At 54.7% G+C, this 16,103-nt stretch carries 11 protein-coding genes; 5 read left to right on the top strand and 6 right to left on the bottom strand.

The features are described 5' to 3' along the window. Positions 1 to 81 precede the first annotated feature (81 nt). On the top strand, positions 82 to 3,168 hold the full coding sequence (locus ACT3IC_RS04010) for a beta-galactosidase (protein WP_420193642.1): 3,087 nt from the start codon (positions 82 to 84) through the stop codon (positions 3,166 to 3,168). 59 nt (positions 3,169 to 3,227) lie between these two features. After that, positions 3,228 to 3,581: a DUF1428 domain-containing protein gene (locus ACT3IC_RS04005; RefSeq protein WP_103178500.1), complete on the top strand. Its 354-nt coding sequence runs from the start codon at positions 3,228 to 3,230 to the stop codon at positions 3,579 to 3,581. A gap of 32 nt (positions 3,582 to 3,613) precedes the next feature. Here the strand turns inward: ACT3IC_RS04005 and ACT3IC_RS04000 are convergent, their stop codons facing one another. Beyond that, entirely contained in the window at positions 3,614 to 5,182 is a 1,569-nt protein-coding gene (locus ACT3IC_RS04000) for an EAL domain-containing protein (RefSeq protein ID WP_473476284.1), read from the bottom strand. A 257-nt stretch (positions 5,183 to 5,439) separates the two neighbouring features. On the opposite strand from ACT3IC_RS04000, the gene ykgO reads away from it, so the two are divergent. Continuing rightward, a complete protein-coding gene (gene ykgO, locus ACT3IC_RS03995) occupies positions 5,440 to 5,580 on the top strand; it encodes a type B 50S ribosomal protein L36 (protein WP_003859006.1) in 141 nt (46 codons plus the stop codon). Positions 5,581 to 5,629: 49 nt separating this feature from the next. Here ykgO and ACT3IC_RS03990 read toward each other — a convergent pair whose 3' ends face one another. The 5 genes from ACT3IC_RS03990 to acrA all read right to left on the bottom strand — a co-directional run bounded on the left by ACT3IC_RS03990 (position 5,630) and on the right by acrA (position 11,823). After that, the gene (locus ACT3IC_RS03990) at positions 5,630 to 6,094 is read right to left on the bottom strand and encodes a YlaC family protein (protein ID WP_156654006.1); all 465 of its coding nucleotides are present in this window, start codon (positions 6,092 to 6,094) and stop codon (positions 5,630 to 5,632) included. Between the two features lie 263 nt (positions 6,095 to 6,357). Further along, positions 6,358 to 6,576 carry an HHA domain-containing protein gene (locus ACT3IC_RS03985; protein ID WP_032616864.1) on the bottom strand — a complete coding sequence of 73 codons (219 nt, stop codon included), beginning with the start codon at positions 6,574 to 6,576 and terminating at the stop codon, positions 6,358 to 6,360. A gap of 8 nt (positions 6,577 to 6,584) precedes the next feature. Beyond that, complete coding sequence (gene tomB, locus ACT3IC_RS03980; RefSeq protein WP_180208997.1) at positions 6,585 to 6,977, bottom strand: Hha toxicity modulator TomB; 393 nt, start codon at positions 6,975 to 6,977, stop codon at positions 6,585 to 6,587. Positions 6,978 to 7,466: 489 nt separating this feature from the next. Beyond that, positions 7,467 to 10,607 carry a multidrug efflux RND transporter permease subunit AcrB gene (acrB, locus tag ACT3IC_RS03975; RefSeq protein WP_103178504.1) on the bottom strand — a complete coding sequence of 1,047 codons (3,141 nt, stop codon included), beginning with the start codon at positions 10,605 to 10,607 and terminating at the stop codon, positions 7,467 to 7,469. Between the two features lie 22 nt (positions 10,608 to 10,629). Beyond that, the gene (gene acrA, locus ACT3IC_RS03970; RefSeq protein WP_156654007.1) at positions 10,630 to 11,823 is read right to left on the bottom strand and encodes a multidrug efflux RND transporter periplasmic adaptor subunit AcrA; all 1,194 of its coding nucleotides are present in this window, start codon (positions 11,821 to 11,823) and stop codon (positions 10,630 to 10,632) included. A 142-nt stretch (positions 11,824 to 11,965) separates the two neighbouring features. Here acrA and acrR point away from each other — a divergent pair, with 142 nt between their 5' ends. Next, positions 11,966 to 12,619 carry a multidrug efflux transporter transcriptional repressor AcrR gene (gene acrR / locus ACT3IC_RS03965; protein ID WP_103178506.1) on the top strand — a complete coding sequence of 218 codons (654 nt, stop codon included), beginning with the start codon at positions 11,966 to 11,968 and terminating at the stop codon, positions 12,617 to 12,619. A gap of 110 nt (positions 12,620 to 12,729) precedes the next feature. Next, the gene (gene mscK / locus ACT3IC_RS03960; protein WP_473476279.1) at positions 12,730 to 16,077 is read left to right on the top strand and encodes a mechanosensitive channel MscK; all 3,348 of its coding nucleotides are present in this window, start codon (positions 12,730 to 12,732) and stop codon (positions 16,075 to 16,077) included. The last annotated feature ends 26 nt before the right edge of the window (positions 16,078 to 16,103 follow it).

The following is a 16,103-nucleotide window of genomic DNA, read 5'->3' as shown; positions in this document are numbered from 1 at the left end:
CATGACGCTCTCCCCCTTTACCCTGGCAACCTGACAGGGCATTGTAGCCATAAATTGTGAGCGCTTCGCAAAGAGGTAACTATGTCCCATCCTGCTTCGCTGACCCTCAGCACACTTCTTGCCCGTCGTGACTGGGAGAATCCCGGCGTCACCCAATGGAACCGACTTCCTGCCCACGTCCCGCTAAGCGGCTGGCGTGATGAGCACGCCGCGCGGGATGAGGAGCCAACCCCGGCCATCCGCTCGCTGAACGGTGACTGGCAGTTCAGCTTCTTTCCTGCACCCGAGCAGGTTCCCGACAGCTGGACGCAGGAGGATTGCGCGGATGCGGTGGTGATGCCCGTTCCCTCCAACTGGCAGATGCAGGGCTTTGATACGCCGATCTACACCAACGTCACCTATCCTATTGCGGTGGATCCGCCCTTTGTCCCGGCTGAGAACCCGACCGGTTGTTACTCGCTCACATTCGAGATGGACGCCAGCTGGCTGGAAAGCGGTCAGACGCGACTGGTCTTTGACGGCGTCAATTCCGCCTTTCACCTCTGGTGCAACGGGCAGTGGGTGGGCTACTCCCAGGATAGCCGTCTGCCTGCGGAGTTTGACGTGTCTGCGTTCCTGCGGGCAGGCAGCAACCGGCTGGCGGTAATGGTGCTGCGCTGGTGTGACGGCAGCTATCTTGAAGACCAGGATATGTGGCGGATGAGCGGTATCTTCCGCGACGTGACCCTGCTGCATAAGCCAGATACCCATATCGCCGACTATCACGTTGTGACGGAGCTGAACGCCGATTATGACCGCGCACAGCTTCAGCTGGGGCTGACCCTTGGCGGGAACGACTACGCAGGCTGTGAGGTGAGCGTAAACCTGTGGCGGGACGGAGAGCGTATCGCCAGCGCCATCGGCACACCGGGCTCTGCGGTTGTCGATGAGCGCGGAAGCTGGCAGGAGAGGGTAAATGTTGCACTGAAGGTGGAACACCCGGCGCTGTGGAGTGCGGAAATCCCCGCCCTTTACCGGCTGACTCTGGTGTTGCATGACGCGCAGGGCCAGATCCTGGACGTAGAAGCCTGCGATGTGGGATTCCGTCGTGTCGAGATCGCAAACGGGCTGTTGAAGCTCAACGGCAAGCCGCTGCTGATCCGTGGCGTAAACCGTCACGAGCATCACCCTGAGCGCGGACAGGTGATGGACGAAGCCACCATGCGCCGCGACATTGAGCTGATGAAGCAGCACAACTTTAACGCCGTGCGCTGCTCGCATTACCCTAACCACCCGCTCTGGTATCGCCTGTGCGATCGCTATGGGCTCTATGTGGTGGATGAGGCCAACATCGAAACTCACGGCATGGTGCCGATGAGCCGCCTGGCTGACGATCCGCGCTGGCTACCCGCCATGAGCGAACGCGTCACCCGCATGGTGCAGCGCGATCGTAACCACCCGTCGATCATCATCTGGTCTCTGGGCAACGAGTCTGGTCATGGCGCCAACCATGACGCCCTTTACCGCTGGGTGAAAACGACCGATCCTGGCCGTCCGGTGCAGTATGAGGGCGGTGGGGCGAATACGGCGGCGACCGACATCGTCTGTCCGATGTATGCCCGCGTCGATCAGGACCAACCCTTCCCGGCAGTACCGAAATGGTCCCTTAAAAAGTGGATCGGTATGCCGGATGAGACGCGTCCGCTGATCCTCTGCGAATACGCGCACGCGATGGGCAACAGCTTTGGCGGGTTCGCTAAATACTGGGAAGCCTTCCGCAAACATCCTCGTCTGCAGGGCGGTTTCGTCTGGGACTGGGTCGACCAGGCGCTGACGAAGCATGACGAACAGGGCAATCCTTTCTGGGCCTACGGTGGCGATTTTGGTGATAAACCGAATGACAGACAGTTTTGTCTGAACGGGCTGGTCTTCCCCGATCGCACGCCGCATCCGGCCCTCTATGAGGCCCAGCGCGCGCAGCAGTTCTTCACCTTTACCCTGCAAAGCCACTCCCCGCTGGTGGTGGAGGTGCAGAGCGATTATCTCTTCCGCACCACGGACAACGAGCAGTTACGCTGGTCGGTAATGCGGAATGGCGAGGTGCTGGCCACCGACGTTGTGGCGCTGGACATTCCGCCACAAGGGACGCAACGGCTGGAGCTCGCTCTGCCGCAGTGGGCATCTGCACCGGGTGAACTGTGGCTGAACGTTGAGGTTATTCAGCCTGCCGCCACGCCGTGGTCCGCTGAAAACCACCTTTGCGCCTGGGAACAATGGCCCTTGCCAGCGCCGTTATGCATCGCGACACCGAAGGCTGCCGGAGCCATTCCACAGCTGATCCATGAGGATGACGCGCTGGTCATAACCCATCAGCAGCAGCGCTGGCAGTTTGATCGCACCAGCGGCAATCTGACGCAATGGTGGCGCGACGGCGTGCCGACATTGCTTTCGCCGCTGACCGATAACTTTACCCGCGCCCCACTGGATAACGATATCGGCGTCAGCGAAGCGACCCGCATCGATCCGAATGCCTGGGTGGAACGCTGGAAGGCGGCAGGGATGTACAGCCTGACGCCGCGTTTGCTGCTGTGCGAGGGAGAGCAGCTGGCGCAGGGGGTAACGATCGCCACGCTCCAGGCCTGGGAGCACAACAATCAGGTGCTGTTCCTGAGCCGTAAATGCTGGCGCATCGATAGCCAGGGCGTGCTGCACGGCGACGTTGAGGTGCAGGTGGCGAGTGATATGCCAGAGCCCGCCCGAATCGGGCTGAGCTGTCAGCTGGCGCAGACGCCGCAGACCGTAAGCTGGCAGGGGCTCGGGCCGCATGAGAACTACCCGGATCGCAAGCTCGCTGCCCGTCAGGGACGCTGGGAACTGCCGCTTGCTGAGCTGCACACTCCCTACATTTTCCCGACCGACAACGGCCTGCGCTGCGATACGCGTCAACTGAATGTAGGGCAGCATCAGCTGGAGGGTGATTTTCACTTCTCGGTAAGCCGCTACAGCCAGACGCAGCTGCGCGAGACCTCGCATCACCATCTGTTACGTGAGGAGCCCGGCTGCTGGCTGAACCTTGACGCGTTCCATATGGGCGTTGGGGGCGATGATTCCTGGAGCCCAAGCGTCTCTCCGGAGTTTATCCTGCAGGTGAAAAAGGTGCGTTACGCCTTTAGCTGGCAACAGAACTAAACTTAATCGCTGATGCGGCCACACCGCGTGGCCGCACGTTCACTTCGGAGGTTTATCTGATGAAGTATGTCGACGGTTTTGTGGTTGCCGTGCCCGCAGATAATAAGGAGGCTTATCGCGAGCTGGCGGCGAAAGCCGCGCCGCTGTTTAAAGAGTTTGGCGCGCTGCGTATTGTTGAGTGTTGGGCAGATGACGTACCCGACGGCAAATTAACGGACTTTCGCATGGCGGTGAAGGCGGAAGAGAACGAAGAGGTGGTTTTCAGCTGGATCGAATATCCTTCAAAGGCGGTTCGCGACGAGGCGAATCAGAAGATGATGAACGATCCCAGAATGAAAGCGTTTGGCGAAGCCATGCCTTTTGATGGTAAGCGCATGATTTATGGCGGCTTCTCGCCGCTTCTGGACGAATAAGCGTGACGCCCGGCGGCGCTTCCCGCCGGGCGTTAAGCGTGGCTCTCGGGATCGAGATTCGTTTCCGCCCACTGGATAAACGCCTCTTTCGGCAGCGCCTTGCTGTAAAACCAGCCCTGGCCGTACTGCACACCGTGGCGACGAAGCCATGCCAGCTGGCCTTCGGTTTCAATACCTTCTGCTACCATGTCCAGATCGAGCGACCTGGCCATCTCTATGATGTGCGAGGTGACATTTTTATATTCCAGCACATCCACAAACGATTTATCAATTTTCAGCGTATCGACATCCAGATCCTGAAGGTAGCTGAGGCTGGAGTAACCCGTTCCGAAATCATCAATATAGACAGAGTGCCCGGCACGTCGGAATGCGGCAATGGCCGGGGCGCTGACCGCAGGATCGGCGAACCCGCGCTCGGTGAGCTCCAGTGCAATCTGCGAAGGGTGCAGTTGCCACTGATTCAGCAGGCGGCTCAGCAGCGGAAGCACGGTGCCCGAGATCAAATCCGCCGGCGCCAGGTTTATCGAGATATGGTGGCCCGGATGCTGGCGTAACCATTCGCCCATCTCCTCAAACACTTTTTCGATGATAAGTGTCGTCAGCGGGTTGGTCAGGCCCGTCTGTTCCGCCAGGGAGACAAAAATATCGGGTGACAGATAGCTGCCGTCCGGCTGCGGCCAGCGTGCGAGGGCTTCCGCACCGGTGAGTCTGCCGCTGTTCAGATTCACAATCGGCTGGAAATGAACCTGGAATTCCCTGGCATTAATCGCATCCATTAAACGATACCGGGGCGATTGCAAACGGCGTAACACGCGCAATATAAACCAGGCTGTCAGCAGACTGATCAGGACACCAAAAGGCAGCCAGAAAATAAGCTGGTGGTGCCAGCTCTTTTGCAAAGGGGTCAGAGAGGACCACGCCACAATAGTGAAGCCCAGGTCAGATACATCGTGCCGGTTGTACATCACGCCGTTATGCTGAAAATTCGCGCGGCCATTGCGCTGCATTTCCTGAAAGACCTGCATATCCAGCTTGTTGCTGCTGGCAAAAACGATATTGCGGCGAAGCCCCACCAGGGCGACATCGATCGGCCATGAGCCAAAGGGGATCACATCGATCAGCGAGGCCGGATCGATCATGACAATGTAGTGCTCTGTACCAATCGCGGCCATATAGCGGTCGAGGCCCAGATCGTTATGCGAGGTGACCCAGGCCCGGTAGCCATCGGAGGTGATGCGCATTGCTGGCGGAAACGGGGCGGCATGGCTCACTTGTTCCAGCGAGGAGCAGCGCGGTTTCAGATCCTCAACGTAAAGAACTTCCTGAATGTAGCGCCAGGAAAAGGAGGCGCGGCGCATCGCCATCGCATGTTCGTAACTGCATGGGGTTCCATTAAAAGCGTGCATCTCCTTCAGGGCGGATTCCGCCTGGCTAATGACTCTGTCGGTACGTATCTGTACGCGCGAAGAGTAGCTGTTCAGATCATCGACAAACTTATCTTCTGCATTGCGGTGCGCCAGCCAGACACTCAGGCAGACAGGAACAAGGACAGCAATGATGAGTACACAGGTAACCACACTGACCAGGTGTCGGGTTGTCATGCTCCTGTTTCCTTTTATAACGCCGTTGTTGGGCGCCCAAGCCGATGACATTAAAACGAAAACGCCGTTGACATGTAGTGTTATAGCACGCAGTTGATAGTGAGTTCATTTAGCAATTGAGACACTGAATTAAATACCATTTTAAGTGACTTTTTCACAGAGCGAAAACCTGACGAACGCTACAGGCGCAGGTTGTTTTTGCCTCGCTACTCAGATATGCTAATTGTTATGTTATAACAAATCATAATGAGGTAGGTATGCAGGTTCTGAATTCATTGCGCAGCGCTAAACAACGCCATCCAGATTGTCAGATTGTGAAGCGTAAAGGGCGGTTATACGTGATTTGTAAATCCAATCCGCGCTTTAAGGCGGTGCAGGGGCGTAAGAAGAGACGTTAAGCGGGATAAAGATGCCTGCCGCCGATATTGGCGGCAGGCCAGGAGAGGTTCAGGCGGTCACGCGGGAGAGGGTGAAAACATCGTAGAAAGAGAGCTCGCCTTTCGTGGCGATCATCTTCTGCAGTTTCTCTTTTTGCTGGGACTCGACGTTAGGGGAATGCAGAATGTTTTCGATCAGCTGAGGAGGCACAAAGCGCGTGTTGTACCACTCACCGTTGTAGCAGACCCGGAAATCAAGCACATCAATATCTTCATAGCGATAACGCGGATTGACATCAAAGAAGAAGAAGGCGTTAAAGACAATGAACAGGACAACCAGCAACCAGACGGAACCAATCAGCGTTTCGGATTGCAGCATCACTACCAGCGTAGCAAGCCACGCCGCATACATGGCGACAAACAGACCAGGATGTTTGCGAATAAAGCTGATGCTGAAGCGCGGCTTGTTGTCACGCTTTTCGCGAACATTGAGATCATCAATGGTTTCGGTAAGCAGGCGTTGTATCTCGGTCATCTTCTGCCCTTTCTGAATTCGACTCAATACGAAGGATCCGTATATTTTAAGTGACCACAATGTGTGTGGACAGTAACAGTTATGCTAAGAAACATCATAACAGTTACCAGAAAAGGGCGGGTGGGATGAGATGGCTGGCTGTTCAGTACAACGCAATCTTTCCCCTGGCGATAGCGCTAGCCCAGCAATGGAGAACTGCCTGTCACGCAAAGGATGAAACATCTGAACGTAGAATCTTTATCTCTGAGAGTAGTTAGACATAATCAGCGTACAAACTTCCATACAGCGGTCGGGATTTTATCGTACAGCTTATTCATCGTAAGTTCAGCCAGACGATGATCGGCTGCTGAATAGAATACCGCAAGCTCATTATCAGAAAGCTCGTATTTATTTTTTTCAATGACGCGTTCCAGGGTGTCAATGGACTGACAGCGTCGTAAACGCATCAAATAATCAGTCTTGGTTAATGGTTTATCAGACATAAATTCACCTAATTGTTTGTAATAATTTTAACCGGAGAAGCTAACGGGTTAGCTCTGCTTGCATTGACAAAACAACGAAAAAGCCGATTGCCCGATTTACGCCATTTTTGTAAATCCTGTGCGTTAATGCCGTAGCTGCTGAATAACATAAAAGTGTCATCCAGGTATTCGTCAATTTGCTCAATCAACTTATTATCTTCGTTATACTTAATTTTATAATTAAGCGCGAAGGTAGCAATATGTTCAATCAACTCGTTTAACTGCAAGTTAATGGCAGAAGTCGGGTCATTTACCCAGCCATGATTGCTTTCATCGAGATTGGTCAGGCAGTCATGGTACAGGGATTCACAAAGAAATTTCAACTGTGCAATATCTTGCCTTTTAGGCGAGTATTCGTCCATAGCGTATCCCCTTTTTGAGTGATTTTTTACTCACCGAACATCGTTGTCGGGAAGGGTACAACTGACTCAGCGTCAATGACTACTGTTATGCCTCTTGCTTTAACTATAATCTACTCTAATCAGGATTTCACCGCGCTATTACGAAAAATTACAATTACGCAGCATTTTACCGTCTCTGGCGGCCACTATGTTATATATTGTTTTATCCTGATACAGCTCTTTACTTATCACCCTGTGTGATTTCTTAACCAGTCTAAAAATCATTGGTAAGCGCGGGTGAAATCAAAAAACACCAGGAATACTCTTAATACCTAAGACGTGACGCAAAAATTTGGGAATTTCTGTAATAGAACCAGGTTAAATAGGATAAGCCGTTTAAGGGTGACATTAAATATATAAACCCTCAATAAGCTAATTTTATGATTTTTAATTGTTGAAAAAAAGGCCGCATATGCGGCCTTTTTAACGGTTAAACCCGAATGGGGGTCATCACACCGGATGATTGTGTTCGGTTTCGTCGTTCTTACGGCTGAAACGGCGACGTACGACCACGAAGAACACCGGCACGAAGAAGATTGCCAGGATGGTTGCGGTCACCATCCCGCCCATTACACCGGTACCTACGGCGTTCTGTGCACCGGAGCCTGCACCCGAGCTAATAACCAGCGGCATAACGCCGAGGATAAAGGCCAGCGAGGTCATCAGAATAGGACGCAGACGCATACGTACCGCCTCCAGCGTCGCTTCAATCAGGCCTTTCCCTTCTTTATCCATCAGATCCTTGGCGAATTCGACGATTAATATCGCGTTCTTCGCCGACAAGCCAATGGTTGTCAGCAGGCCCACCTGGAAGTAAACGTCGTTATTCAGGCTACGGAACGTGGCGGCCAGCAGGGCGCCGATAACGCCGAGCGGAACGACCAGCATAACCGAGAACGGAATCGACCAGCTCTCATACAGCGCCGCCAGACACAGGAAGACCACAATCAGCGAGATAGCATACAGGGCAGGGGCCTGGTTGCCGGACAGCCGTTCCTGGTAGGACATCCCCGTCCAGTCGTAGCCGATGCCCGCTGGCAGTTTACCTGCCAGTTCTTCCATCAGGTTCATGGCCTCACCGGTACTTCTGCCCGGTGCCGCCTGACCCAGGATCTCCATGGATGGCAGACCGTTGTAACGTTCCAGACGCGGCGAGCCGTATTCCCAGCGTGAAGTGGAGAAGGCTGAGAATGGCACCATCTGTCCGTTGCTGCCGCGCACATACCAGTTATTGATATCGCTCGGCAACATACGGTACTGCGCTTCAGACATCACGTAGACCTTCTTCACGCGACCGCGGTCGATGAAGTCGTTGACGTAGCTACCGCCCCAGGCTGCGCCCAGCGTGGTATTGATGTCACTGATAGAGACGCCCAGCGCCTGTGCTTTTTCCTGATCGATATCCACTTTGAACTGCGGTGTATCTTCCAGGCCGTTCGGACGAACGCCAACCAGCAGGTCAGGGTGCTTCGCAACTTCGCCAAACAGCTGGTTACGCGCCTGAGTCAGTTTCTCATGGCCCAGACCACCCTGGTCGATAAGCTGGAAGTCAAAGCCGGTTGCCGTACCCAGTTCAACAATCGCTGGCAGGTTAAAGGCGAAGACCATCGCATCTTTAATCTGCGAGAAAGTGCCCATCGCACGACCCGTAATGGCCTCAACTTTGTTCTCGTCGCCTGGACGCTCAGCCCAGTCTTTCAGAGAGACGAAGGCGATACCGGTGTTCTGGCCACGACCCGCAAAGCCAAAGCCGTTAACCGCAAACACCGATTCAACGTTGGCTTTCTCTTTGTTCAGGTAGTAATCCGTGACCTCATCCAGCACTTTCTGGGTACGTTCCTGGGAAGCACCTGCAGGCAGCTGAGCCATGGTCAGGAATACGCCCTGGTCTTCATCCGGCAGGAACGAGCTTGGCAGACGAACGAACAGGTAAGCCATGCCGACCACGATGATGATATAGAGCAGCAGATAACGACCGGTGCTGCGCAGGATGTTGCCCACGCTGTCGGTGTAGTGGTGCGTGCTCTTATCGAACATACGGTTAAACCAGCCGAAGAAGCCTTTTTTGTTCTCGCCGTGATCGCCTTTTGCCACCGGTTTCAGCATGGTGGCGCACAGGGCCGGCGTCAGGATCAGTGCCACCAGAACCGACAGGGCCATCGCGGAAACGATAGTGATCGAGAACTGACGATAGATCGCACCGGTAGAACCACCAAAGAAGGCCATCGGGATAAATACCGCCGACAGCACCATGGCGATACCGACCAGAGCGCCCTGGATCTGGCCCATGGATTTACGGGTCGCCTCTTTCGGCGGGAGTCCCTCTTCGGACATCACACGCTCGACGTTTTCGACCACCACGATGGCGTCATCCACGAGCAGGCCGATCGCCAGCACCATCCCGAACATCGTCAGGGTGTTTATCGAGAAACCAAAGGCCGCCAGGATCGCAAAGGTCCCGAGCAGAACCACCGGTACGGCGATGGTTGGAATCAGCGTCGCACGGAAGTTTTGCAGGAACAGATACATCACCAGGAAGACCAGGATGATCGCTTCTACCAGCGTTTTCACCACTTCGTGGATGGAGATTTTCACGAACGGCGTTGTGTCATACGGGTAAACGATTTTCAGGCCTGACGGGAAGAACGGTTCCATTTTCTTCAGTTCGGCACGGATCGCCGTCGCGGTATCCAGGGCGTTGGCGCCAGTCGCCAGTTTAATCCCCAGACCGGATGCCGGCTGGCCGTTAAACTTCGCGATCACGTCATAGTTTTCACCACCCAGTTCCACCTTTGCCACGTCGCGCAGGCGAACCTGGGAACCGTCCGGATTCACCTTCAACAGGATCTTACTGAACTCATCCGCAGAGGTCAGACGGGTCTGGGCGATGATCGAGGCGTTCAGCTGCTGGCCTTTAACCGGCGGCGTACCGCCTAACTGACCGGCTGCAACCTGGGCGTTCTGCGCTTTAATGGCGTTAATCACGTCTACCGGCGTCAGCTGGAAGTTGTTCAGTTTGTTCGGATCCATCCAGATACGCATCGCGTACTGAGAACCGAAGAGCTGAACGTCACCGACACCAGAAGTACGGCTAATAGCGTCCTTCATGTTGGCGCCCACGTAGTCGGAAATATCCTCCTGCGTCATGGTGCCGTTGGTGTTGATAACGCCGACAACCATCAGGAAGCTACTGGAGGATTTCTCCACGCTCACACCCTGCTGTTGTACTTCCTGCGGCAGCAGCGGCATCGCCAGCTGCAGTTTGTTCTGTACCTGAACCTGGGCAATGTCCGCATCCGTACCCGACTCGAAGGTCAGGGTGATCTGAACAGTACCGGTTGAGTCACTGTTGGAGGACATGTACATCAGGTTATCGATACCGTTCATGTTCTGTTCGATAACCTGCGTGACGGTGTCCTGCACCGTTTTTGCATCAGCCCCTGGGTAGGTTGCGGCGATTGAAATTGCTGGCGGCGCAATGGTTGGATATTGCGCGACAGGCAGCTTCAGGATCGCAAGTCCCCCGGCTAGCATGATGATGATGGCGATCACCCACGCGAAAATGGGGCGATCGATAAAGAAATTAGGCATGTCTTAACGGCTCCTGTTTAAGTTAAGACTTAGGTTGTTCTGACTGACCGCCTGCTGAGGCTTGCTGTTGATTGTCAGACGTGACCTCTTGCGCTTTTACCTTGGCGCCTGGGCGAACTTTTTGTAATCCGGTAATGATGACGCGATCGCCATCTTTCAGACCGTCAGTCACCAGCCATTTGTCACCAATCGCCTGGGTTGCCTTGATCTGACGAACTTCGACTTTGTCTTCAGCGCCAATCACCATCGCACTGGCATCGCCGCGCGGAGTACGGGTCACGCCCTGCTGTGGCACCAGCAGTGCGGTTGGGTTGGTCCCTTCTTCCAGGCTGGCGCGAACGAACATACCCGGTAACAGCGTATGGTTCGGGTTCGGGAAGATGGCGCGCAGGGTAATCGAACCGGTGGTCTGATCGACCGTTACGTCTGAGAACTCCAGGCTGCCGGTCTCCGGGAATTTGATGCCGTCGCTGGTGACCAGCTCAACTTTCGCTTTGCCGTTTTCCTGCTTCAGGGTGCCGTTTTCCAGCTCCTGTTTCAGACGCAGGAAATCGTTGCTCGACTGGGTGACATCGACATAGATCGGGTCCAGTTGCTGCACGGTTGCCAGCGCAGTGGTCTGGCCGTTCTGTACCAGCGCACCCTCGGTCACCGCGGATTTACCAATACGGCCGCTGATAGGGGAGGTCACTTTAGTATAGGCCAGGTTGATACGCGCGGTTTCAACGGCAGCCTTCGCAGCGACGACCGCAGCGTTAGCCTGCTGGGCATCCGCCTGCGCACTGTCATATTCCTGTTGGCTGATGTACTGCGTACCCAACAGTTTCTGATAACGGTTGACGGTCAGCTGGGCAATTTTTGCAGCAGCCTGCGCTTTGGCCAGATCGCCTTTCGCGCTTTCGTAGTTCGCCTGATAGGTTGCAGGATCAATCTGATACAGAGACTCGCCCGCTTTAACATCACCGCCTTCAGTAAAATTACGTTTCAGAATGATGCCACTCACCTGTGGACGCACTTCAGCAATACGGTAAGCGCTGGTTCGGCCGGGTAATTCTGTTGTCATCTGGAGAGGTTCGGTTTTGAGCGTCACGACACCAACTTCTGGCACCTGCTGCGCTCCTTGTTGAGCCTGTTTTTCGTCACATCCTGTAAGCGCTAAGCTGCCTGAGAGCATCAGAACGATCGCCAGAGGCGTTAACCCTCTGTTTTTGTTCATATGTAAACCTCGAGTTTCCGATTTCAAATTGATCAATGGATCAAGCGTCCACAAACCCATTGCTGCGTTTATATTATCGTCGTGCTATGGTACATACATTCATAAATGTATGTAAATCTGGCTCCTGTAAATTCACCTGCGCATGGCACGAAAAACCAAACAACAAGCACTTGCAACACGCCAACACATCCTTGATGTCGCTTTACGCTTGTTTTCGCAACAGGGGGTCTCCTCCACCTCTCTGGCTCAGATTGCTCAGGCGGCTGGGGTTACCCGGGGAGCGATTTACTGGCATTTCAAAAATAAGTCAGATTTATTTGGCGAAATTTGGGAGCTGTCAGAATCCAGTATTGGGGATCTTGAGACTGAGTATCGGGCAAAATTCCCTGGCGATCCACTCTCAGTTTTAAGAGAGATTCTGGTCTATATCCTTGAGGCGACGGTTATAGAAGAGCGACGCCGTCTGATGATGGAGATCATCTTCCATAAATGTGAATTTGTTGGGGAGATGGCGGTGGTGCAGCAGGCGCAGCGCAGCCTCTGTCTGGCCAGTTACGACCGAATCGAACAAACCCTGACGCACTGTATTAAAGCCAACATGCTCCCGGCTAATCTGCTGACCCGTCGCGCCGCCATTCTGATGCGCAGTTATATTTCCGGCATTATGGAAAACTGGCTGTTTGCTCCCCAGTCTTTTGATCTGCAACGTGAAGCCCGTGATTATGTCGCGATCCTGCTGGAGATGTACCAGCTCTGTCCCACGCTACGGGCGCAGCCTGAGCCGCTCCTGGCCTGACGCCCAGGAATTATCCGGGAGCCATCAGTTCACGCTATTTTGCTTTCGACGGCCGTGATATTCTTCACGCCGGTCATCCCGGTCATTCATCACACAAATTACACACTACTATGTCGCACTACACACGCCAATCGCATCCTGTTTTTGCCTTTATTTTGCTTCTCTTTTTTGCCTTACTGGCTTCCCCGGTTGCGTTTGCACGTGGTGATAACACCAGTGATACGCCAACCCGGGCAGATATTCAGAGCCAGCTTGATGTCCTGAACAAACAAAAAGAGCTCACTCCGCAGGACAAGCTGGTACAAAAAGACCTGACGGAAACCCTCGAGACTATTGATAAGCTTGAGCGGATCAAGGCCGAAACCACACAGTTACGCCAGAAAGTGGCCCAGGCGCCGGAAGCGATGCGTAAGGCGACCGAAAGCCTGAATGCGCTAAGTGATGTGGACAATGATGAAGAAACCCGCAAAACGCTGGCCACGCTCTCATTACGCCAGCTGGAACTGCGCGTATCGCAGTTGCTCGACGACCTACAAACCGCCCAGAGCGATCTCTCAACCTACAACAGCCAGCTGGTTTCCCTGCAAACTCAGCCGGAGCGCGTACAGAATGCAATGTATGCCGCCTCTCAGGAGCTGCAGCAGATCCGCAATCGCCTGAACGGCACCACGGTGGGCGAGGCGGCGTTACGCCCCACGCAGCAAACGTTGCTCATGACGCAGCAGCTTCTGCTGAATGCCCAGATCGAACAGCAGCGCAAGAGCCTGGAAGGCAATACCGTCCTGCAGGATACCCTGCAAAAACAGCGCGACTACGTCACCGCGAACATCAACCGTCTGGAGCACCAGCTGCAGCTGCTGCAGGAGGCGGTCAACAGCAAGCGACTGACCCTGACGGAGAAAACGGCTCAGGAAGCGGTAAACCCGGATGAAACCGCGCGTATCCAGGAAAATCCGCTGGTGAAGCAAGAGCTGGACGTTAACCACCAGCTCAGCCAGCGCCTGATTAAAGCCACTGAAAACGGCAACTCCCTGGTTCAGCAGAACATTAAAGTGAAAAACTGGCTGGATCGCGCCCTACAGTCCGAACGCAATATTAAAGAGCAGATTGCCGTCCTGAAAGGCAGCCTGCTGCTGTCGCGTATCCTTTATCAACAGCAGCAGACTTTACCTTCTGCCGATGAGCTGGAGGACATGACCAACCGCATTGCGGATCTGCGCCTGGAGCAGTTTGAGGTCAACCAACAGCGCGATGCCCTGTTCCAGAGCGATGCCTTCGTGGCGAAGCTGGAAGAGGGGCACAAGAGCGAGGTCAATGGAGAGGTTCACGATGCGCTGTTGCAGGTGGTGGATATGCGCCGCGAACTGCTTGACCAGATGAATAAACAGCTGGGTAATCAGCTCATGATGGCCATTAACCTGCAGATCAACCAGCAGCAACTGGTGAGCGTATCCAAAAGTCTGCAGGAGATCCTCACCCAGCAAATCTTCTGGGTGAACAGCAATAAACCGATGGACTGGGACTGGATCAAATCCTTCCCGGGCATGCTGAAAGATCAGATTAAGGGGATGAAAATCTCTGTTAACTGGGAAAAAGCAGGCCCTGCGGTGGCGTTTGCTTTCCTGGCGGGTCTGCCGCTGTTGTTGATTGCCGGCCTCATTCGCTGGCGTCTTGGCTGGCTGAAAAAGTATCAGGCGAAGCTGGCGCAGGAAGTGGGGCAGTTGCGTAATGACAGCCAGCTTCATACCCCAAAAGCGATTCTTATCGATCTGATCCGCGCCCTGCCGGTCTGTCTGCTGATCCTCGCCGCCGGCCTGATCCTGTTCACGATGCAGCTCAATATCAGCGATCTGCTGTGGGCCTTCAGCAAAAAGCTGGCGCTGTTCTGGCTGGTCTTTGGCCTGTGCTGGAAAGTGCTGGAGAAGGATGGCGTGGCGGTGAGCCACTTTAATATGCCTGCGCAACTGACCAGCCACTGGCGCCGCCAGATTGTGCGCATCAGCCTGGCGCTGTTGCCGCTGCACTTCTGGTCGGTGGTGGCGGAGCTCTCTCCGCTCCATCTGATGGATGATGTGCTGGGGCAGTTTGTTATCCTGCTTAACCTGCTGCTGATCAGCGTCCTGATGTGGCCGATATTCCGTGACAGCTGGCGTGACAAAGAGTCGCATACCATTCGTCTGGTGACGGTCACCGTACTCTCTATTATTCCTATCGCCCTGATGGTGCTGACGGCCACCGGCTATTTCTATACCACCCTGCGTCTGTCAGGTCGCTGGATTGAAACCGTCTATCTGGTGATCTTCTGGAACCTGCTCTATCAGACCGTGCTGCGCGGGCTGAGCGTTGCCGCCCGCCGTATTGCCTATCGCCGCGCGCTGGCGCGTCGGCAGAATATGGTGAAGGAGGGGGCCGAAGGCGCTGAACCGCAGGAAGAGCCGACCATTGCCCTGGAGCAGGTTAACCAGCAAACGCTGCGTATCACCATGCTGGTGATGATAGCCCTGTTCGGCGTGATGTTCTGGGCGATCTGGTCTGATTTAATCACCGTCTTTGCCTATCTCGACAGCATTACGCTGTGGCACTACAGCGGCACCGAAGCGGGTGCGGCGGTGATGAAAAATGTCACTATGGGCAGCCTGCTGTTTGCACTGGTCTCGTCGGTGGTGGCATGGGCCTTGATCCGCAACTTACCCGGCCTGCTGGAGGTACTGATCCTCTCGCGCCTGAATATGCGTCAGGGGGCCTCCTACGCCATTACCACCATCCTGAACTATGTGATTCTGGTGGTGGGCGCCATGACCGTCTTCGGTTCGCTCGGGGTGTCGTGGGACAAACTGCAGTGGCTGGCGGCGGCGTTGTCGGTGGGCCTTGGTTTCGGTTTGCAGGAGATCTTCGGTAACTTCGTCTCCGGCCTGATTATTCTGTTCGAACGTCCGGTGCGTATCGGCGATACCGTCACCATCGGTACCTTCTCGGGCACCGTCAGCAAGATCCGTATCCGCGCGACCACCATCACTGATTTCGATCGCAAAGAGGTGATCATCCCGAACAAAGCGTTCGTCACCGAGCGGTTGATCAACTGGTCGCTGTCGGACACCATCACCCGCGTGGTGATCCGCATTGGCGTGGCCTACGGTTCCGATCTGGAGATGGTGAAAAACGTCCTGCTGAAAGCGGCGATGGATCATCCAAAAGTGATGCACGATCCGGAGCCAGCCGTCTTCTTTACGACCTTCGGGCCGAGCACGTTAGATCATGAGCTGCGTCTGTACGTGCGTGAACTGCGCGATCGCAGCTACACGGTGGATGAACTGAACCGCACCATCGAACGTATGTGCCGCGAGAACAACATCAATATCGCCTTTAACCAGCTGGAAGTGCATCTGCGCAATGAAAAGGGCGACGAGCACACTGAAGTGAAACGTGACATTAAGGGTGACGATCCGACCCCGGCGTGATGTGCCCCCTCGCTCTGGCCTTCTCC

The sequence above is a fragment of the Leclercia sp. GHBNCSD genome, from assembly GCF_055805075.1.
Note: the sequence above shows the minus strand (reverse complement) of the source record. Positions and strands in the feature narration are given on the sequence as shown.